We start from the raw sequence: 22,966 nt of genomic DNA on the forward strand, positions 1-22,966 counted from the left end.
ACCCCACGATGAGTGCACACGGACCGATGCCGCGGTCGGCCTGGCTGTATCCCGTTCTGGCGGTGCTGTTGTTTGCCGCGGTCACGGCCACCGGTTACAGCTTCGCGCCATCGGCCGGGGGCTGGGTGTTTGCGGCGGTGCTGCTGGTCATTCTGTTCGGCACCGTGTTCGCGGCGGTCCACCATGCCGAGATGATAGCCGAGCGGATCGGCGAGCCGTTCGGCACATTGCTGCTGACGCTCGCGGTGACGATCATCGAGGTGGCGCTGATCTCGACCATCATGCTGGGCGAAACGCCGGCGCCGACCCTGGCCCGCGACACGGTGTTTGCGGTGGTGATGATCGTCTGCAACGGTCTGGTCGGGCTCTGCATCTTCATCGGCGGCCTGCGCTACAAGGAGCAGGATTTCCAGATCACCGGGGCGAACCTTTACCTCAGCGTGCTGTTCGTGCTCGCGACCATCACGCTCGATATGCCCAATTTCACGCTGACCTCTCCGGGCCCGGTGTTTTCCACGGCCCAGCTCGCCGTGGTCAGCGTCGTGACCGTGCTGCTCTATGCGGTGTTCCTCTACACCCAGACCATCCGTCACCGCGATTATTTCGTCAGCGGCGCCAATGAGGCAGCGGCGCATGGCGAGGTGATGTCGGACCGCATGACGGCGATCAGCGTTGCACTGCTGCTGGTCTCGCTGCTGGCGGTGGTGCTGCTGGCGAAGAAATTCTCGCTGGTGGTCGATGTCGTCACCGTCAAGATCGGCGCGCCGCCGGCCTTTGCCGGCCTGGTGGTGGCGGCCCTGATCCTGTTGCCGGAGAGCGTTGCCGCTGTGTCGGCGGCGCGCAAGAACGACCTGCAGAAGAGCATCAACCTCGCGCTCGGCTCGTCGATCGCCACCATCGGGCTCACGGTTCCCGCGGTGGCGGTAGCCGCCTATGCGCTCGACAAGCAATTGGTGCTCGGGCTCAGCAACCAGCATATGCTGATCCTGCTGCTCACCTTCATGGTCAGCATGCTCACCTTCGGAACCGGCCGCACCAACATCCTGTTCGGGCTGGTTCACATGGTGGTGTTCGCCGTGTTCGTGTTCATGGTTTTCGTGCCGTAGAGCATGATCCGCTTAAAAAAATTGGAGAAAATGACGATGCTCAGTGCCAAATCGGATGTGCAGGTGGATACGGCGGAAGTCCGGGTGACCGAATGGCGCCTCGCGCCGGGCAGCGCCACCGGCCACCACACCCATGAGATGGACTATGTCATCGTTCCGATCACGGCGGGCGAGATGACGATCGTGGCGCCGAACGGCGAGCGCTCGAAGGCGCAGCTCGGAGCCGGCAAATCCTATTTCCGCAAGGCCGGGGTCCAGCACGACGTGCTCAACGAGACGGCCAGCGAGATCGTGTTCCTCGAGGTCGAACTCAAGCCCTGACGCGGCGCGAGAACCAAGCAAGGAACCCTGCACCCGCCGAATGGCAGGTCCGAGCCGGCGCGGCTGTGGAAATTCATAACCCGTTAACGGCTGCGCGATGATCTAGAAGGCGGATGCGGCCTGCGCAGGGGACGCCTCCGGCTGAAACCAAAGCGACACCAAAGGTGACGTCGGAACGGGGGTTTGCCACCGATCCGACGCAGTTGATCCCTGAATGTGCCTCAAAGTTCCAGCATGTAGTAGCGGGGTGGGGAGTGGCAGGTCATGCTGAGTTACCTGAAGAAATTCGTGATGGACATCTTACCCTCGGTGGCAGCGACCATCATCGGGGCGTACATCGTTAATCACTACATCGTGGCCAAGCCGGAAGCACCCGCAGCCGTGACCGCCGCAGTCAATCCCAAGGCAGATCAGAAAGCCGCCGCCAAGCCCGCCACCGTCGTCAGCAGCCTCCCCGAAGCCGGCGTGAAGGCCAAGGGCATGTCCGAGCGCACGCTGATCGAGCGGTCGGCGTCCGAGAAGGCCACCGTCACCGAGAAGGCCACCGTCACCGAGAAGCCTGCCGAGAAATCGGCCGACCCCAAATCGGCCGACGCAAAGCCTGACGTGCCGGCCGATACCGCCAGCATCCCGGCCGACACCCGCCATCATCCGGCGGCGCCGAAGGCCGTCGCGAAGGTCGCGCCCGCCGCGCCGCAGCCGGCCGCGCCCGCGACGTCAGCCGCACCGGTCGAGGCTGCTGTGACGCCTGAGGAAAGCCGCGACGCCAACGACCTCGCGCGCGCCGCCATCGAGCGGCTGCGCAAGGAGCGTCCGCAGGAGGCAGCGCGGTCCCAGGATGCCACGCGCACCGATCTCGCTCGCCTGCCTGAGGCGCAGCGTCCGGCAGCCACATCGGCGATCCGGCCGTTGCCGCCGCCGATCATGGTGTCGAGCCCGTCCACTGACAATGTCGATCAATCCTCGCAGCCGCGTCCGCCCTATGCCGGCGGCGGCCAGGATTCCAACCGGCTGACGCCGCCGGCCGACATTCCGGTCCCGGTGGTGCAGGCCCCGCTCGACCTGCGCGCCGAGGCGATCATGCCGGCGCAGAAGAACGAGCGCACGTCGGTGACCGACGACATGTTCTCCGGCATGAAGTCGATGTTCCACGCCGTCCTGCCGAAGTAGCCGCAGCGCCGCTCGATCGTTCCTGACGGGTTGTCTTCACGCCAAGCGCTAGCCGCCGGTGCGCGCCAGTCCGCTGCGCGCATTGCCGTCGCCTGGCCGCAGCGCGAGCGCGCGATTGTAGGACGCCGCCGCCTTGGCCTTGTCGCCGAGCCGCTCATAGGCCTGGCCGCGCGTGCTCCACGCCGCAACATTGCCGGGATCGGCCTGCACCGCCTCGTCGAGATCGCTGGCGGCCTGCTTGGCCTTGTCGAGCGCGAGGTAGCTGGTGGCACGGCCGACCAGGGGCTCGGCCTTCTGCGGCGACAGCCCGCTGGCTGCCGTGAAATCGTCGATCGCCTGCTGATGCTGTCCGCGGACCTGATAGATCAGGGCGCGGCCGTAGAGCGCCTGGATGTTGTAAGGGTCGGCCGCCAGCGCCTGTTCGAACTCCGCCATCGCCTCGTCGAGCTTGCCGGAGCGCGCCAGCACCTGAGCACGCGTGGTGTGATCCTTGGCGCTGTTGACGTCTTGCGGGGTGATGGTGTCGGCGGCGGGCTTGTCGGCGGTGGCAGCGGGCTTCGGCTTGTCGTCCGAGGAGCCCCATGAACCGAGGTCGAAGGAGCAGCCGCCGAGCGGCAGGCCGAGAACCACTGCAATGATGACGAGATGCGGCGCGCAACGGCGGTGCGCGGGTCCTGGAAAGAGCGGGCGGGATACCGGATCAGCCGTCATGCAAAATGCTCTTGCCGGTCGCTTTGCATGGGTACCCCGGAACGCGGCGTGCTTCAAAACGACAACGCGGGCCCGTGGCCCGCGCTGTTAGACTTCCATACAGGCAAAACGGTTCAGCGAGGGCCGCGACCGGCGCCTGCACCGCCCGGACGGCCGCCGCGGTCGCCACCGGGGCCAGCGCCGAACACTGGCTTCGGCTTCATCGGCAGCAGGCCTTCGCGCTGCAGCTTCTTGCGCGCCAGCTTGCGTGCGCGGCGCACGGCTTCGGCCTTTTCGCGGGCCTTCTTCTCAGACGGCTTTTCGTAATGACCGCGGAGCTTCATCTCGCGGAAAATGCCCTCGCGCTGCATCTTCTTCTTCAGCGCCTTCAGGGCTTGGTCGACATTGTTATCGCGGACGAGAACCTGCACGCGGCATCCTCTTTTGAATTGATCGGTTCGGAATTCTGGCGAGGTGAAGGGGCGGCAAAAGGCCTGCCTCTTAACCCTAGGCGCGCGCATGTATCAGACAAACGCGCAGATGTCCACCGGTCGAGTGACTTTCGGGCCTAGTAAAGCCACGAAATAGGGCGAAAATGCCATTGTGCGGCCCCGATTTGGGTGGTTTGGCGCCCAGATGAGGGCCGCTCCCGGCGTTTTGGATAACCCGGACATTGGAAATAGGGGAGATGCGAGATGGAGATGAAGAAATACGCTGCCGAGGCCATCGGTACGTTCTGGCTCACATTCGCTGGTTGCGGCAGCGCGGTGATCGCGGCCGGCTTTCCGCAGGTCGGGATCGGCCTGGTCGGCGTGTCACTGGCCTTCGGGCTGAGCGTGGTGACCATGGCCTATGCGATCGGCCATATCTCGGGTTGCCACCTCAACCCGGCGGTGACCGTCGGGCTCGCCGCGGGTGGGCGTTTCCCAGGCGGCCAGGTGCTGCCCTACATCATCGCGCAGGTTGTGGGCGCGATCATCGCGGCCTGGCTGCTCTATGTGATCGCGAGCGGCGCGCCCGGCTTCGATGTCAGCAAGGGCTTTGCCTCCAACGGCTATGACGCGCATTCACCCGGCCAGTACAACATGGTGGTGTGCTTCATCACCGAGGTGGTGATGACCATGATGTTCCTGTTCATCATCATGGGATCGACCCATGGCAAGGCGCCCGCCGGCTTCGCACCGCTCGCCATCGGCCTCGCGCTGGTGATGATCCATCTCGTCAGCATTCCCGTCACCAACACTTCGGTGAATCCGGCGCGCAGCACCGGGCCGGCGCTGTTCGTCGGCGGCTGGGCGCTGGGACAGCTCTGGCTGTTCTGGGTCGCACCGCTGATCGGCGGCGCGCTCGGCGGCGTGATCTATCGCTGGCTCAGCGACGAACCGACCGGCATCGTCGCCGGCGCGAAGACGGCGTGATCGGCGAGAGCGTTTTCGAGCGAAGTGGACGCCGGTTCGCGTGAAGAAAACGCGTAAGCAAAAATCCAGAATATCGGTTCTGATTGAATCAGAACCGATGCTCTAATGGATCGTGGTTGCCACGATCCCATTTCCATCGATGCGACGAAGGCGGCTATGGGCCGCGTGTGGAATTATCCCTTGCGGGCCGGCGTCACTTCGGTGACGTGCCCCATCTTGCGGCCGGGGCGCGGCGTGCCCTTGCCGTACAGATGCACCGTGGCGCCGGGAACGGTGAGCCACTGCTCGTAGCTCAGGATGTCGTCGCCGATCAGGTTGGTCATGACGACCTCGCCGTGGCGCACCGGCTTGCCCAGCGGCCAGCCGGCGATCGCGCGGATGTGCTGCTCGAACTGTGAGATCGAGGCGCCGTCGAGCGTCCAGTGACCGGAATTGTGCACGCGCGGCGCGATCTCATTGACCAGCACCGTCGCCTTGCTGCCGTTGCCGGGCACCGCGAACATCTCCACCGCGAGCACGCCGACATAATCGAGCGCCGAGGCGATCTTTTCGGCGATCGCGCGCGCCTGTATGGCAAGCTCATCGGGGATTGCGGCCGGCGCGCGGGAAATTTTCAGGATGTGGTCGCGATGCTCGTTCTCGGTGACGTCGAAGCATTCGACTTCGCCGGACGCGGAGCGGGCCGCGATCACCGAGATCTCGCGCTCGAACGGCACGAAGGCCTCGAGGATCGCCGACTTGGTGCCAAGGTCCTCCCAGACCTGTTCGAGGTCATCGCCCTCGCGGATGATGGCCTGGCCCTTGCCGTCATAGCCGAAGCGGCGGGTCTTGATCACCGCGGGCAGGCCGATGCGTTCGATTGCCGTGCGCAGCGTGCCGACCGAGGACACGTCGGCATAGTCGGCGGTGCCGATGCCGAGCTTGCTGATGAAATCCTTCTCGATCAGCCGGTCCTGCGTGGTCTCCAGGATCTTGTAGGCCGGCAGCACCGGGCGCCGCGCGGCGAGCACCATTGCGGTCGCGGCCGGGACATTCTCGAACTCATAGGTGACGACGTCGACGTCGTTGGCGAACAGTTCGAGCGCCTCGACGTCGGCATATTCCGCGCAGGTCGCGTTCTGCACCACGTCGAACGCCGGGGAGTCCGGATCCGGCGAAAACACCTGGCAGCGGAGCCCGAGGCGCGCCGCGGCCATCGCCAGCATCCGGCCCAATTGTCCGCCGCCGAGGATTCCAATGGTGTCGCCCGGCTTCAGCTTCACTGCGTTCGAAGCCGTCACGCCGCGCCCTCCGGATGCTCGTTGACCGCGTCGGTCTGCTGCTTGCGCCAGGACGCAAGGCGGGCCGACAGAGCCGGATCGTTGAGTGCGAGCACGCTCGCCGCGAGCAATGCGGCATTGATCGCGCCGGCCTTGCCGATCGCCAGCGTCCCGACCGGGACGCCGGCCGGCATCTGCACGATCGAATAGAGCGAATCGACGCCTGACAGCGCCTTCGACTCGACGGGAACCCCGAACACCGGAAGCACGGTCAGCGCGGCCGTCATGCCCGGCAAATGGGCGGCGCCGCCGGCGCCGGCAATGATCACCTTGTGGCCGGCTGCCTTGGCGCCCTTGGCAAAGGCATAGAGCCGATCCGGGGTGCGGTGGGCCGAAACGATGCGCGTTTCGCAGGCCACACCGAGCGCAGCCAGCGTCTCGGCGGCATGGCGCATGGTTTCCCAGTCGGACTGACTTCCCATGATGATGGCGATCGGAGCGGTCATCTCTTCAATTCTGTGCAGGAATCCAAAAGCATAGGCCGATTATAGGGACGGCCCGGGCGTCATCCAAGGCGTGGCAAGGGAGTTAGAATGGACTATCCTGTCTTGGTGAATCCCGGCAAGCCTTCATAAGCAGGCCTCAACAAGGATGCGCATGAAGAAGAAGACGACGTCGGCCGCCTCCGGGGCCGCGAAACGACGGAAAGGCGCGCCCGCCGCGCGCAAATCCAGGCCGGGCAAGACTGCAGCCAAGCGGGCTGGCACCAAACGGGCTGGAACCGGAGCTTCCACGCGAGGCGCGGTCGCATCCGGCGACAAATCGACCATCCGCAGCTTGCGGGCGCAGCTGGCGCGGGCGCAGGCCCGGATCGAGGAGCTGCAGGCCTCCGCCGAGACCGACTTCCTGCTCGACATCTTCAACCGGCGCGGATTCGAGCGCGAGCTCGCCCGTTCGCTCTCCTTCATCAAGCGCTATCAGGCCTCCGGTGCGCTGATCGTGCTCGACGTCGATCGCCTCAAGCCGATCAACGATGCCTTCGGCCACGCGGCGGGCGACGAGGTGCTGAAGGCGATCGTTGCCGCGATATCGGATCAGGTGCGCGCTTCCGATGTGATCGGCCGTCTCGGCGGTGACGAGTTCGCCGTGCTGCTGTGGAATCTCAGCGAGATCGATGCCCGCGCCAAGGCGGCTGCGCTGGAAGAGGCGATCGATCGGTTGACCTTCATGTTTCGTAACAGCCAGGTCACCGCAGGCGCCTCCGCGGGCGTTGCTATCCTCACCGCGCACTCGGATATCGATCGCGTGCTCGATGAGGCCGACCGTGCGATGTATGTGCGCAAGGCCCAGCGGCGCCACGAATCCCGAGAATTATAGCGCGCTCAAATCCTCCGGCACATTGCCGTAGGCACGCAACAGCTTGGCATCGCCGAATTCGCCGATCGCAGGATCGCCGGTGCGGCTGAACGCGACGGCGCCGATGCTGCCGGGCATCCGCGACATGGTCTCCGCGCGGCGCAGCGCGACCGCCGAGCTCTGGCATTCCTCGGCATTGCCGGCGACCGGCGTGCCGTCGTCGTCCTGCATGAAGGGCAGTGCCACGTAATAGGTTACATCGGCCATCGCTGTGCTCCCTGAAGATCAGGCCAAGGATCAGGCCGCGTCGCTCGCCGCCCGGGTCTGCGCCGGCACGCAGCCGGCGGTGATCGCGGCCTGCAATTCCTCAAGCTCGGCTTCCAGATATTCGTTGGCCATGATCAGCGCCTTGATGGTGCTGCGCAGGTTGCCGTCGCACATCGCGATCGCCTGATCGCAGGCCTTCTCGTAGCGGCTGTTGTCGGGCAGGGAAGGCGGTGCGGACATGGCGAAACTCCCTCTGATGGCTGGCGGCTGGGCCGGCATGTTCTCTTTTTGTTCATGTGGAGTCAAGCGCCGGGAAACCGCCTTGCGTCCGTTGCCGCGAACGTGAAGCCGGCGAGGCGCTGTGGATGACGGGGAAAACCGCCGCCCGGTCTGAACCGGAAGCGCCGAAGCGCGAAGGCCCGCGCCGCGGCACGCGTCAGGCAATGATGTCGGGCGTGATCTGGTCTTCGATAAAGGCGATGCGATCGCGCAGTTGCAGCTTCCGCTTCTTCAAGCGTTGCAGCATCAAGAGATCCGGCGCCGGCGACTGATGCAGCGCGTCGATCGCGGCATCGAGGTCGCGGTGCTCTTGTTGCAGCCGCGCGAGCTCGGCGATTAGTTCGCGCTCATCCTGATCGTTCATGGTTGTGTATTAACTGATAAGCACGATGAGGTTGTTACGGCGGAAGTCGCCGCTCGCCGGAATATCCTCCTTGAACGCGCGCCGCGCAAGCCGGACCGGTTCCATAGTCACGATTGGTTACAGATAAACCGAAATGAGTGCGTGCGGCATTTCGCGTCCCCCATCGACAGCGCCGTCCACTCGTGTACACTCGGCGGTCCGGATCGAACCTGAGGTTTAACGCACCGAGGAGTGTTCGCAATGGCAATACAGGCCCATCTCATTGAGCTGGAGCGTAAACACAAAATACTCGAGAACGAACTGCACGAAGCGCTCGTTCACCCCTCTGTAGACGACCTGCATATTTGCGAGCTGAAGCGCCGCAAGTTGATGGTCAAGGATCAAATCGAGCGGTTGAGACTGTCCGCCGACGACACGGTCCACTAGACCGCCCCCCTGCAAATTAGCAAATAGCCTGGCCTTTCACCGAGGGATGAACGCCCAAGCGTGCGCGCATCCCCCGGGAGGCCTTACTGTATTTGCTCAGAGTTCCGCCAGCTCGCCGACATGGTCGGCGACCGCGAGCGATGACGTCAGTCCGGGCGATTCGATGCCGAACAGGTTGATCAGGCCCGCGACGCCGTGATCGGCCGGCCCCTGGATCAGGAAGTCCTGGGTCGCCACCGCCGGCGGCACGATCTTGGGGCGGATTCCCGAATAGCTCGGCATCAGCGCGCCGTCCGGCAGGGCCGGCCAGTATTTCCGGATCGCCGGATAGAACCGCTCGGCCCGATCGGGGTCGACGGCGTAATCGATGTGATCGATCCATTGGACGTCGGGCCCGAACCTCGCCTGACCGGCCATGTCGAGCGTCAGGTGCACGCCGAGCCCGCCGGGTTCCGGCACCGGATAGATCAGCCGCGAGAACGGCGCCTTGGCGCTGCAACTGAAATAATTGCCCTTGGCCAAATAGGCCGTTGGAATCAATTCGATCGGCATGCCCTCGACGTTGCGCGCGACTGCCGTCGCGCCGAGTCCGGCGGCATTGACCAGGATATCGCAGGCCAGTGTCATCGGCGCCGCGCCGCCGGCCTCGATCTCGAAGCCGTCGGCGGTGGCCCTGGCGTGGAGCAGCGGCGTATGGAAGGCGAACGCCGCCCCGGCCGCCTCGGCGTCACCGCGCAGCGCCAGCATGTAAGCATGGCTGTCGATGATCCCGGTCGAGGGAGACAGCAGCGCCGCGTCGCAATTCAGCGCCGGCTCCAGGGCGCGTGCCGCCTCGCCGGACAACAGCTGCATGTCGTCGACGCCGTTGGCCTCGGCATGCGCGCGGATCGACTGCAGCTTCTCGGTCTCCGCAGGGGTGGTGGCCACGATCAGCTTGCCGCAATTCTTGTGCGGGATGCCGTGCTCGGCGCAGTAGCGGTAGAGCGCCCGCTTGCCGCTGACGCACATCCGCGCCATCAGGCTGCCGGCGCGGTAGTAGATGCCGGCGTGGATCACCTCGCTGTTTCGCGACGAGGTCACCGTGCCGATTCCCTCGGCCTCCTCGAGCACAATCACTTCGCGGCCGGCCTGTGCCAGCCGCCGCGCCACGGCGAGGCCGATCACCCCCGCACCGACGATCACGCAATCAACCCTGTCCATCTCGTCCTTCAGGTCCGAAAATTTCCGCCCGGCCACGCCATGACCGTTGCCGCCAACATCGTTCAGCCGATCCGGTCGCTTTGGGCAAGTGCTTATTAGGCAAGTGCTTGGGCCATCTCAAAAAGTTGGGAAGCCATGCCCTGTTAGTGGAGCATTAATCATGTCAGGGCAATTGCCATAAATTAAGTCAGCATTTTCCGGTTGCATCAGTACGCGTTTACCCGATCCAAACCGCCGGAGCCGGACACTCGCCCCGGAAATCCGCGGGTGATCGATGGCTGGCAGGAAGGTGCAGGCGGGCGGGAAGAATTCGATTCCGGCAAGGGCCGTGCTCTGCCTGATTGCCGCCGTCGCGCCGTGCGCTGCAGCCTGGGCCGGCACCGGTGCGTTCGCGCCGTCGAGCTATCTGGGCAGCCTCGATCCCGGCCTGGTCTGGGAGCTGCTGATCGGCAGCGTGGTGGTCGCGTCCTTTTTCGGCGCGGTCGGGCTGTGGATCCTTTCGGCGCTGCGCAAGGCCAAGCGCGCGCAATTGCGGCGCAACGCCTTCGTCTCGTCGGCCCTCAACCATTTGAACCAGGGCGTGGTGATGACCGATGCGCAGGAGCGCATCGTGTTCTGCAACGACCGCTATCTCGACATCTACGGCCTGTCGCGTGCCGACATCAGGCGCAACATGACCGGCGTCGAACTGCTGGAACTGCGCCGCGACCGCGGCGTGCTCGACCTCAGCGCCGAGGATTTCTTCGTCAGGGCCGCGGCGCCCGACGGACTGGTTACCGAGCTGCCCGGCGGCAGGTCGGTGCTGGTGAAGTATTTTCCATTGCCGAACGGCGGCTCGGTCGCGACCCATCTCGATTGCACCGACCAGCGCAAGCTGTCGCGCAAGCTCGCCTCGACCACGCAATTCCTGGAATCCGTGCTCGACAATGTTCCCGTCTGCGTCGCGGCCAAGAACATCGAGGACGGCCGCTACATCTTCGCCAACCGCGCATTCGAGCGCTTCTCGCGCTTCTCGCGCGATCACATCGTGGGCAAGCGCGCCGACGAGATCTTCCGCCCCGAGACCGCCGCCAGCATCGACACCGCCGACCGCGCGGCGCTGAACGCGGCGGAAGGCTATCACCGCAGCGAATTCTTCGTCGAACGTGGTTCGGACAAGCGGATCCTCGCCTCCAACCGCGTGATCGCCCGCAACGAGGCCGGCGAGCCGGAATTCCTGATCGCGCTGTTCGAGGACGTCACCGATCGCCGCTCGCTGTCGCGCGAGCTCGAGAACAACAAGAAATTCCTCGAGCTCGTGGTCGACAACATCCCGGTCTCGCTGATCGTGCAGCGGGTCAGCGACGGCCGCTACCTCCTGGCCAACCGCAGCGCCGAGACGATCCTCAATCGCCGCCGCGAGGACGCCGCCGGCCTGACCGCGTCCGACATCTTCAATGCGCGTGAAGCCAAGCTGATCATCGCCCGCGACGAGGCCGCGATCAGGAAGCGCAGTATGATCGCCGAGGAGCATCCGATCTCGACCAAGGACGGCCTGCGGCTGTTCCTGACCCGCCGCATGACCGTGCTCGACGATGTCGGCGAGCCGCAATATCTGATCAAGACCCACGAGGACGTCACCGACCGGCGCCAGACCGAGTCGCGGATGGCGCACATGGCCTATCATGACGGCCTGACCGATCTGCCGAACCGCGCCGCCTTCCTGCAGGCGCTGACCCAGATGATCGAGGCCTGCGACGGCACCGACGAGGAGTTCGCCGTGCTCTGCGTCGACCTCGACGGGTTGAAGGAGATCAACGACGTCTACGGCCATGCGATGGGCGACAAGGTGCTGGTCGAGGTCGCGCAGCGTCTGCAGGCCGTGGCGCGCGGCGGCGTGGTCGCGCGGCTCTCCGGCGACGAATTCGGCCTCATCATCGACGGCAAGCAGCCGGTCGCCGGCATCGCGCTGGCCGAGCAGGCCGCCGAGGCGCTCGGGCAGGATTTCCTGATCGACGGCAAGTCGGTGCGAACCGGCCTCACCACAGGGATCGCGGTGTTCCCGGACAACGGATCCGACGCGGCCTCGCTGCTGGCCAATTCCGGCGCGGCGCTGTTTCGCGCCAAGGCGAAGTCGCGCGGCACGATCTCGATCTTCGAACCGGAGATGGACCAGCAGATCCGCGATCGCCGCGTGCTGCACCAGGAGCTGTCGGTCGCGATCAAGAATGGCGAATTGTCGCTCTACTACCAGCCGCAGGCCGCCGCGGGCGGCAGCGTGGCGGCCAGCCAGATCATCGGCTTCGAGGCGCTGGCGCGCTGGCACCATCCGGTGCGCGGCTTCGTGCCGCCCGGCGACTTCATTCCGCTCGCGGAAGAAAGCGGCCTGATCGTCGAGATGGGCGAATGGATTCTGCGCGAAGCCTGCCGGGAGGCGGCCTCCTGGGCGATCCCGCTGCAGGTCGCGGTGAACCTGTCGCCGGCGCAATTCACCCATGGCGACCTCGTCGGCCTCGTGCATTCGATCCTGCTCGAGACCGGGCTCACGCCCGACCGGCTCGAGCTCGAAATCACCGAGGGCGTGCTGATCGAGGATTTCGACCGCGGCCTGTCGCTGCTGCGGCGGCTGAAGGCGCTCGGTGTCCGCATCTCGATGGACGATTTCGGCAGCGGCTATTCCTCGCTGAGCTATCTGCAGGCGTTTCCGTTCGACAAGATCAAGATCGACCGTGCCTTCGTCATCAATCTCGGCCGCAACCCGCAATCGGCCGCGATCGTGCGCGCGGTGATCGATCTCGGCCATGGCCTTGAAATGTCGATCGTCGCCGAAGGCGTCGAGACCGAGGCGCAGCTCGACTTCCTCGCCGAAGAGGGCTGCGACGCGGTGCAGGGCTATCTGATCGGCAGGCCGGCTCCGATCGGTCAATTCGCCGCGCTGGTCGGTGGCGACCAGCTTGCCGAAACCGTGCGCAGAGCCGGGTAATTTGGCCTGAATGGTCGGGCTGGCACGGCCGGCTGTGCTTGCCATCCGCTGCATGCCCGGCTACATCTCGACCCACCACTTCATTTCAGCCGAGAAAGGAGGGCCGCGTCGTGGCGAGATACACCGATCCCCACCTCAAGCGTGGCCCCGTCAACGCCCTGCAGATGCGTTTGCAGGGCTGACCGGAAACTCGCGCTAAATCCTTCCTGGTCTGCCCTTCGTGGCCGTGCAGCGTCGAACGTTTGAGCGTTCGCGCCTGCACATCAATCCCTCGCCGCGCTTCGACATGCACATCCGATGATGGCTGGACGCCTCGGGATGTTGCGATTGCCGGCAAGACCAGAGAATTGATCGTGACCCTCATCAATGTCCGTAGTCTCGGCGTGACGCTGAACGCGCCGCTGTTTTCCGAACTGAATTTTGTCGTTAATGCCGGCGACCGGATCGGCCTCGTGGCCGCCAACGGCCGTGGCAAGTCCACGCTGCTGCGCTGTATCGCAGATGCGATGGAGCCTAACGAAGGCGATATCACCCGCGCGCGGGGACTGACCGTTGGCCATGTCGAGCAGGATGCGCCGCCAAGACTGCTGGATACGCCGTTCCATGCCGCCGTGCTCGAGGCGCTTCCCGGCGAGCAGCGCGCCAGCGAGGGCTGGCGGGTCGACGTCGCCTTGCAGTCGCTCGAGGTGCCGGAGGAGCTGTGGACGAGACCGCTGAAGCAGCTGAGCGGCGGATGGCTGCGGCTTGCGGTGCTCGCCCGCGTGCTGGTGACCGAGCCCGATGTGCTGCTGCTCGATGAGCCGACCAACCATCTCGACCTCGCCAAGATCGGCCGGCTTGAGGCCTGGCTGAACGCACTGCCGCGCGAGATGCCGGTGGTGATCGCAAGCCATGATCGCGCCTTCCTCGATGCGACGACCAACCGGACGCTGTTCCTGCGCCCGGAGCGGTCGCAGCTGTTCTCGCTGCCCTATACCGCGGCGCGCACCGCGCTCGACGAATTCGATGCCTCGGACGAGCGGCGCTATCAGCGCGACATGAAGGCCGCGCGGCAGCTCCGGCAGCAGGCCGCGAAGCTCAACAACCTCGGCATCAATTCCGGCAGCGACCTTCTGCTGTCGAAGACCAGGCAACTGAAGCAGCGCGCCGAGAGACTGGAGGAGACGGCGGAGCCCGCGCATCTGGAACGCTCGGCCGGAACGATCCGGCTCGCCAACCGCGACACCCATGCCAGGGTCCTGATCAGGCTGAACAACGCCGGGATCGCCACACCCGACGGCAGGCTGTTGTTCAGGACCGGCCAGCAGTTCATCTGCAAGGGCGACCGGATTGCGCTGCTCGGGCCGAATGGCGCCGGCAAGACCCGCTTCGTCGCGGCGCTGCGGCTGGCGATCGAGAATGCCGCAGCGGCACCGGCCGAGATCCGGGCCACCGAGTCATTGGTGCTTGGCTATTGCGACCAGGCGCTGGCCGATCTCGCCGATAGCGACACGCCGATGCGCATGCTGACGCGGCGCTTCGAGGTCGGTGATCAGCGGGCGCGCGGCCTGCTCGCCGGTGCCGGGCTCTCGATCGAGATGCAGGGCCGTCCGATCGGGCGGCTGTCGGGCGGGCAGAAGGCCCGCCTCGGCATGCTGGTGCTGCGGCTCACCCAGCCGAACTTCTATCTGCTCGACGAGCCGACCAACCATCTCGACATCGAGGGTCAGGAGGCGCTGGAAGACGAGTTGATGGAACAGCAGGCCAGCTGCCTCCTGGTGTCGCACGACCGCCAGTTCGTGCGCACGGTGGCCAACCGGTTCTGGGTGATCGAAGGCAGGAAGCTGATCGAGGTCGATGGACCGGAACAGTTCTTTGCCGCGGCCGGTGCGGACTAGCGCGTGATGGAGTCAGATTGGATAGCCGTCGCGAAGACGGTGTGCCTCTCCCGCTTGCGGGGCCGTCGCAGGAGGAGCGCTGCCAAAATATCGAAAACAACCCCATGCAAAGTAGCCGGCGGCGGCCGGCGTTCGAGCAGGCTACTTGACACGTCGGGCAACTCAGGGGCATTATTCCAATATTCCGAAATCATGCAAGCGTGCGCTCGCCCCCGCAAGCGGGAAGGTGAGTATGCCGTGATTCACCCAGACATCATGTCGTTCAGCGCCGCGCCTTGACGCATTTTTCGTGCGAACCCGTCTTTTGTTCGCATGAAAATGCGATAGGCGTTGCGCATGGCGGACTATGACGTCGCGATCATCGGCGGTGGCCTGAACGGCACGGGCATTGCCCGTGATGCCGCCGGCCGCGGCCTGCGCGTGATCCTGCTGGAGCAGGGCGATCTCGGTTCCGGCGCATCGCAGGCTTCGCCGCGGCTGGTCCATGGCGATCTGGCCGGGCTGGAACGGCGGGAGTTCTTCCGCGTCCGCAGGGCGCTGAGGGAACGCGACGTGTTGCTGCGCATCGCGCCGCATCTGGTGCGGCCGGTGCGCTTTGTGATCCCTGCTCATGCCGAGGAGCGGCCGCCGTGGCAGCTGCGGTCGTTGCTGCTGCTCTATGAGCGGCTGACTTCGCGCAGCGGTCTGCCGCGCTCGGCGACGCTCGATGTCACCCACCATCCCGTCGGCAATGCGCTGAAGCGGCCGTTCGGAACCGCGTTCGAATATTCCGACTGCGTCGTCGACGATTCCCGGCTCGTCGTGCTCACCGCCGTCGACGCCGCGGCGCGCGGCGCCGATATCCGCACCGGCGCGCGCGTGACTCGGGCCGAGCGCGGCGAGACCTGGCGGCTAGTCGCGATCGACCGCGGCTACCGGCGGGTGATCACGGCGCGGGCGCTGGTCAGCGCGACCGGCGCGTGGACCGCCTCGGTCGCCGACATCGTGCTGCGGGTGCCCGCGCCGCAGCTTGCGACCGTGCAGATCAGCCAGATCGTGGTGCGCCGCCTGTTCGACTGCGACAACGTCTATGTGTTTCAGAACCCTGACGGCCGGTTGATCTTCGCCAGTTCCTACGAGCGCGACTTCACCCTGATCGGCAGCGTCAGTCATCCCTTCAAGGGTGATCCGGCGGTTGTCGCAATTGGTGTGCGCGAGGAGGCCTATCTCTGCGACGCCGCCAATCGCTACTTTCGCGAGCAGATCGCTCCGGTCGATGTGCTGCGGACCGTCTCCGGTGCCAATTCCGTGCTCGTGCCCGCGCGCCGGCACATGAGCGATGGCGCAGCGCTGCTCGATGTCAGGCGCCGCAAGGCGCCGCTGCTCACGATCTTCGGCGGCGACGTCACCACCGCGCGGCGCCGCGCCGAGCGGGCGGTGTCGGAGTTCACGCGGTTCTATCCGATGACGCCGCGCTGGACCGCAACGGCGCCGCTGCCGGGCGGCGAGTTCGCCTGGCAGCGTTTTGAAACCGAGGTCGACATCGCCCGCGACCGCTGGCGCTTCCTCGGCGAGCACGAGGCGCGGCGGCTGGTGGCTGCCTATGGGCTGAATGTGAAGGACGTTTTGGGAGACGCCAAAGAGAAGGCCGATCTCGGCCCGGCCTTCGGTCCCGAACTGACCGGCGCCGAGGTGCGCTACCTCATGCGCAAGGAATGGGCGCGCTTTGCCGACGATATCCTGTGGCGCCGCTCCAAGCTCGGGCTGACCATGCCGCAAGCCGATCGCGACGCGCTTGCGGCGTTCATGGCGAAGGTGGATTGAGCTCGATTCAAACCTCCCCTTGAAAAGGGGAGGTCGCTTTGCTCGCAGAGCAAAGCGGGTGAGGATCTGCTCTCTCCGCACGCACCGTCGTATGCGGCCGACCCCCATCCCGACCTTCCCCCTTTCAGGGGGAAGGAGAACAGGTTCAATAGCGGCTATTGCCGGGAAGCCTCCTGTGACCAGGCGAGGTCGCGCCGGGGCGGACGGCGATGCAGCCGCTCCGAGATCAGGCTCGTTGCCTGCCGGCCCTGGCCGGCGCGCAGGCACGCGACGATGAAGGTATCCTCCCACAATTCGCGTTGCGCATGGCTGCCGCCGATCCGCACCAGTTCGGGCATCAGCGGCGCAAGGATCCGCACGGCGTCGTGGTGATCGCCGGCGGCGAAGGCCGCGATCCCGCGGCCGAGCCCGATCGCCGCGGGGCCGGGCGCCAATCTGCCGTCGGCGTCGCGCGTGGCCATCTCGACCAGCCGCGCCTCGAGCGCGGCGTTGTTCGTCGTCGCTGCGACCAGCGCGTGGTGCACGTCGGCGAAATGTGCGCCGGCCTTCGGGAAGTAGCCGTCGCCATAGGCGGCGACATCCTTCCAGTGCTGCTCGAGACCGGTCTTGCCGGCGACCGTCAGCCGCCAGAGCAGCGAGGCCGTGTCGGTGAAGATATTGAGCGGCGGATAGGGGCGGCCCGCCGGCTTGATGTGCTGCTCGTAAATGTCGAGCGCGCTGTCGGCGTCGCCTTCCTCGATCGCGATCAAGGCGAGGTGCCAGGCGAGATGGCCCTGCAGGAAGCTGGTGCGATCATTCGCCGGCAGCCAGGCGGAGAGGAAGCTGCGGCCTTCCGCCGCGTCGCCCTGCTCGAACAACGCATGCGCGATGGCGTGCGCGGCGCCGGCGTTCTCCGGCTTCAGCGCATAGCCGCGCTCGGTGATGGCGCGGCCGGACACGACATCGCCGGCCTCGGTCTTCGACCAGCCGAGATAGGTGAGGAACCACCAATCGTCGCCATAGACGCCGGCGTAACGTTCGCAGACGGCAAGCCGTGCGGCGTCATGATCGGGCCGGCCGGAGAACGCATAGAGGCCGAAGGCGCCGAGCAACAGCGACAGCACCTGCGCATCACGCGGATATTCGGTGAGATGCCGTTCGGCTTCCGTCACCGCCTTCCTGGGCCGGCTCTCGATCACGGACGCCAAGATCTCGATGTGCTGGCGCTCGCGCGGGCTTGCGGCCGCGGCCAGCTGCCGTGCATCGGCCGCCTTGGCGCGGGCCTTGGCGCCTTCCATGTTGAGCTGGTGCACGCGGGCACGGCCGATATGGGCCAATGCGAAATCGGGGTCCTCGGCGATCGCCGCCTCGAACGCCGCATCGGCGCCGTGCAGCGCCGCCAGCATGCGATCGACGCCGTCGACATAGTAGGCGGCGGCGCGGTCCGAGCTCGTCGTCAGCGGCAGGCCGTAGCGGTCGTGAATCATCGGTTGCCCCTCGAATTGGCTGCGAAGTCTAGCAGAGGCGTGGACGCCGACAATATTGCGGGAGATGTCCGTGAGGCGGTTGAGCCGGTGGCGATCCGCCGCTAGCTTGCCGCCAGAATCGGACCTTACGGGGAATCGGGGCTGACGGACGTGACATCGGGCGAAGCGAGTGCGGAGGCGGCAAGGCCGTTGCCTGAACCGGCCGTCTCGGACATGCCGCTGCTGCGGATCGAGGGTGTCGCCAAGTCGTTCGGCAATTTCCGCGCGGTCGACAAGCTCTCGCTCGATATCCGCGCCGGCGAGTTCTTCGCGCTGCTCGGCCCGAGCGGCTGCGGCAAGACCACGCTGCTGCGCATGCTCGCCGGCTTCGAGACGCCGGACGAGGGCCGCATCCTGCTTGGCGGCAGCGACATTGCCCAGGTGCTGCCGCATGAGCGGCCCGTCAACATGATGTTCCAGAACTACGCGCTGTTCCCGCATCTGTCGGTGCGCGACAACATTGCCTTCGGTCTGAAGCGTGCCGGCATGGCGCGCGGCGATATCGCGGCCCGCGTCGCCGAGATGGTGGCGCTCGTCAAGCTTGAGGGGATGGAGAAGCGCAAGCCCGACCAGCTCTCCGGCGGACAGCGGCAGCGCGTCGCGCTGGCGCGCTCGCTGGCGCGGCGCCCGCAGGTGCTGCTGCTCGACGAGCCGCTCGCCGCGCTCGACAAGAAGCTGCGCGAGAGCACGCAGGCCGAATTGATGGAGTTGCAGCGCCGGCTCGGCATGACCTTCATCATCGTCACCCACGACCAGGAGGAGGCGATGACGATGGCCGGCCGCATCGGGGTGATGGATGCCGGCCGTCTGGTCCAGGTCGCCACCCCGCGCAATCTCTACGAGGCGCCGGCCTCGCGCTGGATCGCCGAGTTCGTCGGCGACATCAATCTGTTCAACGGCGAGGTCACGTCCCGCGAGAACGGGCGCCTGACGGTCGCGACGGCTGATGCGGGCAGGCTGGCGGTCAGCGAGCTGTGGCCGCCGGTGACCATGCAGGTCGTTGCCGTCGCGATCCGCCCCGAGAAGGTGAAGCTGTCGCGCCGCGCGCCGGCAACGGACGGCGGCGCGTCGCAGGCGATCAACCGGCTGGAGGGCGTCGTCACCGACGTCAACTATCTCGGCGGCGTGACCAGCTACCGGGTGAAGCTGGAGACGGGCGCGGTGGTGCGCGCGTCGATGGCCAACACCGCGCGGCTCGATGTCGATGCCTATCTCGCCGGCCAGCGTGTGGTGGCATGGTTCACCGCCGACGATTGCCTGGTGCTCGAACAATGAGCGCGCGCCGCATCTTCGCCCGGCCGGCGCGGTTCGCCGCGATCGCGCCCTATCTGTGGATGGTGCTGTTCTTCCTGGTGCCGTTCGGCTTCGTGCTGAAGATCAGCCTGTCGCAGACCGCGATCGCGCAGCCGCCCTATACGCCGGTGTTCGAGTTCACTGAGGGCCGCGCGGCGCTGGCCGCGGCGTTCGCGCAATTGTCGTTCGACAATTTCCGCCTGCTGATCTCAGACAATCTCTACATCCTGTCCTATCTGCGCAGCCTCGTCGTTGCGGTGACTGCGACGCTGATCCTGCTCCTGATCGGTTATCCTATTGCCTACGGCATGGCGCGATTGCCGCAGCGTTGGCAGGGCGTGGCGATGATGCTGGTCATCGTGCCGTTCTGGACCTCGTTCCTGATCCGCATCTATGCCTGGATCAACATCCTGCAGCATGACGGCCTGCTCAACCAGGTGCTGCTGGCGCTGCACATCGTGTCCGCGCCGGTGGTCTGGCTGTCGACCGACAGCGCGATGTATCTCGGTATCGTCTATTCCTACCTGCCGTTCATGATCCTGCCGCTCTATGCGACGCTCTCCAGGATGGACGCGTCGCTGCTGGAGGCCGCGGGCGATCTCGGCGCCTCGCCGTTGCAGGCGTTCTGGCTGGTGACGTTCCCGCTGTCGCTGCCTGGTGTCGGCGCCGGCGCGCTGCTCTGCTTCATTCCTGTTGTCGGCGAGTTCGTGATCCCCGATCTGCTCGCCGGCTCCAACTCGCTGATGATCGGACAGACGCTGTGGCTCGAGTTCTTCACCAACAAGGACTGGCCGGTCGCATCGGCCGCCGCGATCGCGCTGTTGCTGCTGCTGGTGCCGCCGCTCGTGCTCTACGATCGCCTGCAGCGGCGTCAGCTCGAGGCGAACCGCTGATGGCGCGCCCCGTCACCAGGCTCACCCGCTTCAACATGACGTCGCTGGCGCTCGGGCTGGCGTTCCTCTATCTGCCGATCGTCATCCTCGTGATCTACTCGTTCAACGCCTCGCGGCTGGTGACGGTGTGGGGCGGCTGGTCGCTGCGCTGGTACCGCGAGTTCTTTGGCGACCGCGCCATGCTGGACGCGGCGTGGATGAGCCTGTCGGTCGCCGCGGTGTCGGCAACGCTGGCGACACTGCTGGGCACGCTGGCGGCGGTCGGGCTGGCGCGCGGCGAGCGGTTCCGGGGGCGGGCGCTGTTCTCCGGCATGCTGTATTCGCCGCTGGTGATGCCCGAGGTAATCTCCGGCCTGTCGCTGCTGCTCCTGTTCGTGGCGCTCAATGCTGAGCGCGGGTTCTGGACGGTGACGATCGCCCACACCACGCTGACGATGTGCTTCGTCACCGTCGTGGTGCAGTCGCGCCTCGCCACGCTCGATCGCAGCCTGGAGGAGGCTGCGATGGACCTCGGCTGCAATCCGGTGCAGGCGTTCCTCCTGGTGACGCTGCCGCTGATCGTGCCGGCGATCGTCGCCGGCTGGATGCTGGCCTTCACGCTGTCGCTCGACGATGTCGTGATCGCGAGCTTCACCACCGGCCCGGGCTCGGCGACGCTGCCGATCCGGATCTATTCCGAGGTCCGGCTCGGCGTGAAACCCGAGATCAACGCGATCTGCACGCTGGTGATCGCGCTGATCGCCGTGATCATCGTGATCGCCTCGTTCGCCTCGAAACTGTCGAGCGCGCGCGGCGAGAGCGCCGCGCCGCTGTAATTTCCGTCATTCCGGGGCGATGTGAAACATCGAACCCGGAATCTCGAGATTCCGGGTCTGGTGCTAGCGCACCATCCCGGAATGACAGCGCGTCACGACTTGACGGCGCCGGCGGTCAATCCGCCCACCATGTAGCGCTTGAAGGCGTAATAGACCGCGGCCGGCGGCAGCGCGTAGATGAAGCCGGTGGTCATCAGGAGCTCCCATGGCGAGTCGTCCGCGGCGAGGAAGTTGCCGAGCGCGACCGGCAGCGTGATGTCGGTGTCCTTCGACAACAGCAGGAACGCGTAGAGATATTCGTTCCACGCGAGCAGGATCGCATAGGTGCCGACCGCGACCAGCGACGGCATCATCAAGGGCACATAGACCAGGCGGAACAGCTGCAGCGTGGTGGCGCCGTCCATCGTCGCGGCCTCGTCGAGCTCGACCGGCAGCTTGTCGGAGGCCTGCTTCAGGACCCAGATCGCGTAGGGCGCGGCGATCGTCACCATCGCGAGGATCAGCGACCAGTGATTGTTGAGCAGGCCGTAATTGCCCATGGTGCGGTACATCGGCACGGCGAGGAACGCGGCCGGAATGAAGTAGGTGAACAGCGCCATGTTCATGACGGCGCGGCCGCCCGGCACGCGCAGCCGCGAGATCGAGAACGCGGCGGCGGTGGCGACGAACAGCGTCAGCGCGCCGACCGCGAGCGCGATCACGGTCGAATTCCAGAACTGGATCCAGAAGTCGCGCAGGAAGTAGTGCTGCTGGTTGAACACGATCTCGAAATTGTGCAGCGTCGGATGCGTCGGCCACAGCTTGCCGGAGAACGCGTCCTCCTTCGGGGAGATCGCGAACACGAACATGTGGTAGATCGGGATCATGGTCCAGATGAAGACCGGGATGCCGATCAGCAGCAGCTTGGCTTCGGTACCGACTTCGCGGAGGGTGGGCAGCTTCATCGCGACAACCGTTTCATCATGTAATAGACCAGCGGCAGCACGAACGGCATCGCGCAGACGATCGAGGCCATCGCCAGCGAGAGCTGGTCGAGGCGCAGATAGCGGATGCCGAGGGTCGACAGCACGTGGGTGAGGTCGGCGGGCCCGCCGCCGGTGAGCAAATAGACGCTGTTGAAGTCGCCGAGCGTCCAGATCATCGAGAGCAGCGTGCACGTGACGTAGAGCGTCTGCATCGACGGCCAGGTGATGTAGCGGAATTTCTGCCACCAATTGGCGCCGTCGACGTCGGAGGCCTCGTACAGATCGTGCGAGATGGCGAGCCGTCCGGTCAGCAGGATCAGCGTCCAGAACGGCAACGACTTCCAGATGTGCACGCCGATCGCCATCGCCAATGCGACCGACGGATCGTTCAGCCAGTTCGGGCCGTCGTCGCCGGTGAACTTGAAGATCAGCTGGTTGACCACGCCCCATTCCGGATTGAGCATGAAGCGCACCGACAGGATGGTCGGGATCGAGGGTACCGCCCAGGGCAGGATGAAGATGACAGACAGCCACCTGATCCAGGGCCGCTGCTGGGCGAAGAAGCCGGACAGGAACAATGCGATCAGCATCTTGATGTTGATGCCGATGACCAGGAAGATCAGCGTGTTGATCGCCGCGCGCGCGAAGATCGGGTCGTGATAGAGCGCGACATAGCTCGCAGGATGGCGCGCCAGCCACAGGCCGTAGCCGACCGGATAGACCACGAAGGCGAGGAAGACGAGCAGATAGGGCGCGAGCAGCACGATGCCCCAGACCTGCGGCGGCGACAGCCGCGCCGACAACGGCGGCGAGGGGACATCGGATGCGGAGAGTGTGATCGCCATTCGGTTACTCTAAGATGTCGCTTACGTCGTCGATGTCGCCTACGTCGTCGTCCCGGCGAAGGCCGGGACCCATAACCACAGGGCCCGGCCGTTGCCAGAAAGCCGTCGACCAGCCTGCTCCCAAATTACTGCCTCGGCGTATGGGTCCCGGC

The 22,966-nt window shown here is 65.7% G+C and carries 23 protein-coding genes; 12 read left to right on the top strand and 11 right to left on the bottom strand.

From position 1 onward, the window contains the following. Positions 1–8: 8 nt before the first annotated feature. The 3 genes from J2R78_RS21965 (at position 9) to J2R78_RS21975 (ending at position 2,597) form a co-directional block, all read left to right on the top strand. Positions 9–1,106 (top strand): calcium:proton antiporter, encoded by a 1,098-nt coding sequence (locus J2R78_RS21965; RefSeq protein ID WP_092080788.1) that lies wholly within the window; start codon positions 9–11, stop codon positions 1,104–1,106. 36 nt (positions 1,107–1,142) lie between these two features. Beyond that, on the top strand, positions 1,143–1,427 hold the full coding sequence (locus tag J2R78_RS21970; protein ID WP_028340624.1) for a cupin domain-containing protein: 285 nt from the start codon (positions 1,143–1,145) through the stop codon (positions 1,425–1,427). A gap of 264 nt (positions 1,428–1,691) precedes the next feature. Continuing rightward, complete coding sequence (locus J2R78_RS21975; RefSeq protein ID WP_253606820.1) at positions 1,692–2,597, top strand: hypothetical protein; 906 nt, start codon at positions 1,692–1,694, stop codon at positions 2,595–2,597. A gap of 48 nt (positions 2,598–2,645) precedes the next feature. On the opposite strand, the gene J2R78_RS21980 is transcribed toward J2R78_RS21975, so the two are convergent. Continuing rightward, on the bottom strand, positions 2,646–3,308 hold the full coding sequence (locus J2R78_RS21980; RefSeq protein WP_253606822.1) for a tetratricopeptide repeat protein: 663 nt from the start codon (positions 3,306–3,308) through the stop codon (positions 2,646–2,648). A 113-nt stretch (positions 3,309–3,421) separates the two neighbouring features. Continuing rightward, entirely contained in the window at positions 3,422–3,718 is a 297-nt protein-coding gene (gene rpsU / locus J2R78_RS21985; RefSeq protein ID WP_021078544.1) for a 30S ribosomal protein S21, read from the bottom strand. A gap of 264 nt (positions 3,719–3,982) precedes the next feature. Between rpsU and aqpZ the strand changes: the two genes are divergently transcribed. After that, complete coding sequence (gene aqpZ, locus J2R78_RS21990) at positions 3,983–4,705, top strand: aquaporin Z (RefSeq protein WP_057019013.1); 723 nt, start codon at positions 3,983–3,985, stop codon at positions 4,703–4,705. Between the two features lie 173 nt (positions 4,706–4,878). On the opposite strand, the gene J2R78_RS21995 is transcribed toward aqpZ, so the two are convergent. After that, positions 4,879–5,985 (bottom strand): 5-(carboxyamino)imidazole ribonucleotide synthase, encoded by a 1,107-nt coding sequence (locus tag J2R78_RS21995; RefSeq protein ID WP_253606824.1) that lies wholly within the window; start codon positions 5,983–5,985, stop codon positions 4,879–4,881. Next, positions 5,982–6,470: a 5-(carboxyamino)imidazole ribonucleotide mutase gene (gene purE, locus J2R78_RS22000; RefSeq protein ID WP_253606826.1), complete on the bottom strand. Its 489-nt coding sequence runs from the start codon at positions 6,468–6,470 to the stop codon at positions 5,982–5,984. Before purE ends, J2R78_RS21995 begins: the two co-directional genes overlap by 4 nt. Before the next feature lie 145 nt (positions 6,471–6,615). Here purE and J2R78_RS22005 point away from each other — a divergent pair, with 145 nt between their 5' ends. Beyond that, positions 6,616–7,341 (top strand): GGDEF domain-containing protein, encoded by a 726-nt coding sequence (locus tag J2R78_RS22005; protein WP_057019015.1) that lies wholly within the window; start codon positions 6,616–6,618, stop codon positions 7,339–7,341. Here the strand turns inward: J2R78_RS22005 and J2R78_RS22010 are convergent. From J2R78_RS22010 to J2R78_RS22020, 3 genes are all read right to left on the bottom strand, one after another. After that, positions 7,336–7,587, bottom strand: coding sequence for a hypothetical protein (locus J2R78_RS22010; RefSeq protein ID WP_018268738.1), 252 nt, complete (start codon positions 7,585–7,587; stop codon positions 7,336–7,338). The two genes, J2R78_RS22005 and J2R78_RS22010, sit on opposite strands and share 6 nt — an antisense overlap. A 30-nt stretch (positions 7,588–7,617) precedes the next feature. Next, the gene (locus J2R78_RS22015) at positions 7,618–7,827 is read right to left on the bottom strand and encodes a hypothetical protein (protein WP_028336001.1); all 210 of its coding nucleotides are present in this window, start codon (positions 7,825–7,827) and stop codon (positions 7,618–7,620) included. A gap of 196 nt (positions 7,828–8,023) precedes the next feature. Next, positions 8,024–8,230, bottom strand: coding sequence for a YdcH family protein (locus J2R78_RS22020; RefSeq protein WP_016847372.1), 207 nt, complete (start codon positions 8,228–8,230; stop codon positions 8,024–8,026). Between the two features lie 240 nt (positions 8,231–8,470). Between J2R78_RS22020 and J2R78_RS22025 the strand changes: the two genes are divergently transcribed. Beyond that, positions 8,471–8,656, top strand: coding sequence for a YdcH family protein (locus J2R78_RS22025; RefSeq protein ID WP_016847370.1), 186 nt, complete (start codon positions 8,471–8,473; stop codon positions 8,654–8,656). Between the two features lie 96 nt (positions 8,657–8,752). Here J2R78_RS22025 and J2R78_RS22030 read toward each other — a convergent pair whose 3' ends face one another. Beyond that, positions 8,753–9,856 carry an NAD(P)/FAD-dependent oxidoreductase gene (locus tag J2R78_RS22030; protein ID WP_253606828.1) on the bottom strand — a complete coding sequence of 368 codons (1,104 nt, stop codon included), beginning with the start codon at positions 9,854–9,856 and terminating at the stop codon, positions 8,753–8,755. A gap of 274 nt (positions 9,857–10,130) precedes the next feature. Here J2R78_RS22030 and J2R78_RS22035 point away from each other — a divergent pair, with 274 nt between their 5' ends. The 3 genes from J2R78_RS22035 (at position 10,131) to J2R78_RS22045 (ending at position 16,498) form a co-directional block, all read left to right on the top strand. After that, positions 10,131–12,818, top strand: coding sequence for an EAL domain-containing protein (locus J2R78_RS22035; protein WP_253606830.1), 2,688 nt, complete (start codon positions 10,131–10,133; stop codon positions 12,816–12,818). Between the two features lie 353 nt (positions 12,819–13,171). Then, a complete protein-coding gene (locus tag J2R78_RS22040) occupies positions 13,172–14,695 on the top strand; it encodes an ABC-F family ATP-binding cassette domain-containing protein (RefSeq protein WP_253606831.1) in 1,524 nt (507 codons plus the stop codon). Between the two features lie 336 nt (positions 14,696–15,031). After that, the gene (locus tag J2R78_RS22045) at positions 15,032–16,498 is read left to right on the top strand and encodes a glycerol-3-phosphate dehydrogenase (RefSeq protein ID WP_253606833.1); all 1,467 of its coding nucleotides are present in this window, start codon (positions 15,032–15,034) and stop codon (positions 16,496–16,498) included. 155 nt (positions 16,499–16,653) lie between these two features. On the opposite strand, the gene J2R78_RS22050 is transcribed toward J2R78_RS22045, so the two are convergent. Beyond that, entirely contained in the window at positions 16,654–17,883 is a 1,230-nt protein-coding gene (locus J2R78_RS22050) for a tetratricopeptide repeat protein (RefSeq protein WP_253609881.1), read from the bottom strand. A gap of 294 nt (positions 17,884–18,177) precedes the next feature. Here J2R78_RS22050 and J2R78_RS22055 point away from each other — a divergent pair, with 294 nt between their 5' ends. Genes J2R78_RS22055 through J2R78_RS22065 form a run of 3 tightly spaced genes read left to right on the top strand, consistent with a single transcriptional unit; the run spans position 18,178 to position 21,004 of the window. Further along, complete coding sequence (locus J2R78_RS22055) at positions 18,178–19,278, top strand: ABC transporter ATP-binding protein (RefSeq protein WP_253609882.1); 1,101 nt, start codon at positions 18,178–18,180, stop codon at positions 19,276–19,278. Beyond that, positions 19,275–20,189, top strand: coding sequence for an ABC transporter permease (locus J2R78_RS22060; protein WP_253606835.1), 915 nt, complete (start codon positions 19,275–19,277; stop codon positions 20,187–20,189). Before J2R78_RS22055 ends, J2R78_RS22060 begins: the two co-directional genes overlap by 4 nt. Next, positions 20,189–21,004, top strand: coding sequence for an ABC transporter permease (locus J2R78_RS22065; RefSeq protein WP_253606836.1), 816 nt, complete (start codon positions 20,189–20,191; stop codon positions 21,002–21,004). The genes J2R78_RS22060 and J2R78_RS22065 overlap by 1 nt, the downstream gene beginning before the upstream one ends. Positions 21,005–21,096: 92 nt before the next feature. Here the strand turns inward: J2R78_RS22065 and J2R78_RS22070 are convergent, their stop codons facing one another. Together J2R78_RS22070 and J2R78_RS22075 are read right to left on the bottom strand one after the other, a co-directional pair. Next, a complete protein-coding gene (locus J2R78_RS22070) occupies positions 21,097–21,948 on the bottom strand; it encodes a carbohydrate ABC transporter permease (RefSeq protein WP_016843362.1) in 852 nt (283 codons plus the stop codon). Then, positions 21,945–22,814: a carbohydrate ABC transporter permease gene (locus J2R78_RS22075; RefSeq protein ID WP_038387345.1), complete on the bottom strand. Its 870-nt coding sequence runs from the start codon at positions 22,812–22,814 to the stop codon at positions 21,945–21,947. The genes J2R78_RS22070 and J2R78_RS22075 overlap by 4 nt, the downstream gene beginning before the upstream one ends. Between the last annotated feature and the right edge of the window lie 152 nt (positions 22,815–22,966).

It is taken from the genome of Bradyrhizobium sp. USDA 4538, from assembly GCF_024171045.1.
In the GTDB taxonomy this organism is placed as follows: Bacteria; Pseudomonadota; Alphaproteobacteria; order Rhizobiales; family Xanthobacteraceae; genus Bradyrhizobium; species Bradyrhizobium australafricanum.

Excerpts from the sequence above, each read along its gene's own strand:
- J2R78_RS21965 (WP_092080788.1), top strand. The coding sequence starts at position 9 with ATGAGTGCACACGGACCGATGCCGCGGTCGGCCTGGCTGTATCCCGTT.
- J2R78_RS21970 (WP_028340624.1), top strand. The coding sequence starts at position 1,143 with ATGCTCAGTGCCAAATCGGATGTGCAGGTGGATACGGCGGAAGTCCGG.
- J2R78_RS21975 (WP_253606820.1), top strand. The coding sequence starts at position 1,692 with ATGCTGAGTTACCTGAAGAAATTCGTGATGGACATCTTACCCTCGGTG.
- J2R78_RS21980 (WP_253606822.1), bottom strand. The coding sequence starts at position 3,308 with ATGACGGCTGATCCGGTATCCCGCCCGCTCTTTCCAGGACCCGCGCAC.
- aqpZ (WP_057019013.1), top strand. The coding sequence starts at position 3,983 with ATGGAGATGAAGAAATACGCTGCCGAGGCCATCGGTACGTTCTGGCTC.
- purE (WP_253606826.1), bottom strand. The coding sequence starts at position 6,470 with ATGACCGCTCCGATCGCCATCATCATGGGAAGTCAGTCCGACTGGGAA.
- J2R78_RS22005 (WP_057019015.1), top strand. The coding sequence starts at position 6,616 with ATGCGCATGAAGAAGAAGACGACGTCGGCCGCCTCCGGGGCCGCGAAA.
- J2R78_RS22010 (WP_018268738.1), bottom strand. The coding sequence starts at position 7,587 with ATGGCCGATGTAACCTATTACGTGGCACTGCCCTTCATGCAGGACGAC.
- J2R78_RS22015 (WP_028336001.1), bottom strand. The coding sequence starts at position 7,827 with ATGTCCGCACCGCCTTCCCTGCCCGACAACAGCCGCTACGAGAAGGCC.
- J2R78_RS22020 (WP_016847372.1), bottom strand. The coding sequence starts at position 8,230 with ATGAACGATCAGGATGAGCGCGAACTAATCGCCGAGCTCGCGCGGCTG.
- J2R78_RS22025 (WP_016847370.1), top strand. The coding sequence starts at position 8,471 with ATGGCAATACAGGCCCATCTCATTGAGCTGGAGCGTAAACACAAAATA.
- J2R78_RS22030 (WP_253606828.1), bottom strand. The coding sequence starts at position 9,856 with ATGGACAGGGTTGATTGCGTGATCGTCGGTGCGGGGGTGATCGGCCTC.
- J2R78_RS22035 (WP_253606830.1), top strand. The coding sequence starts at position 10,131 with ATGGCTGGCAGGAAGGTGCAGGCGGGCGGGAAGAATTCGATTCCGGCA.
- J2R78_RS22045 (WP_253606833.1), top strand. The coding sequence starts at position 15,032 with ATGGCGGACTATGACGTCGCGATCATCGGCGGTGGCCTGAACGGCACG.
- J2R78_RS22050 (WP_253609881.1), bottom strand. The coding sequence starts at position 17,883 with ATGCTGGCGGCGCTGCACGGCGCCGATGCGGCGTTCGAGGCGGCGATC.
- J2R78_RS22055 (WP_253609882.1), top strand. The coding sequence starts at position 18,178 with ATGCCGCTGCTGCGGATCGAGGGTGTCGCCAAGTCGTTCGGCAATTTC.
- J2R78_RS22060 (WP_253606835.1), top strand. The coding sequence starts at position 19,275 with ATGAGCGCGCGCCGCATCTTCGCCCGGCCGGCGCGGTTCGCCGCGATC.
- J2R78_RS22065 (WP_253606836.1), top strand. The coding sequence starts at position 20,189 with ATGGCGCGCCCCGTCACCAGGCTCACCCGCTTCAACATGACGTCGCTG.
- J2R78_RS22070 (WP_016843362.1), bottom strand. The coding sequence starts at position 21,948 with ATGAAGCTGCCCACCCTCCGCGAAGTCGGTACCGAAGCCAAGCTGCTG.
- J2R78_RS22075 (WP_038387345.1), bottom strand. The coding sequence starts at position 22,814 with ATGGCGATCACACTCTCCGCATCCGATGTCCCCTCGCCGCCGTTGTCG.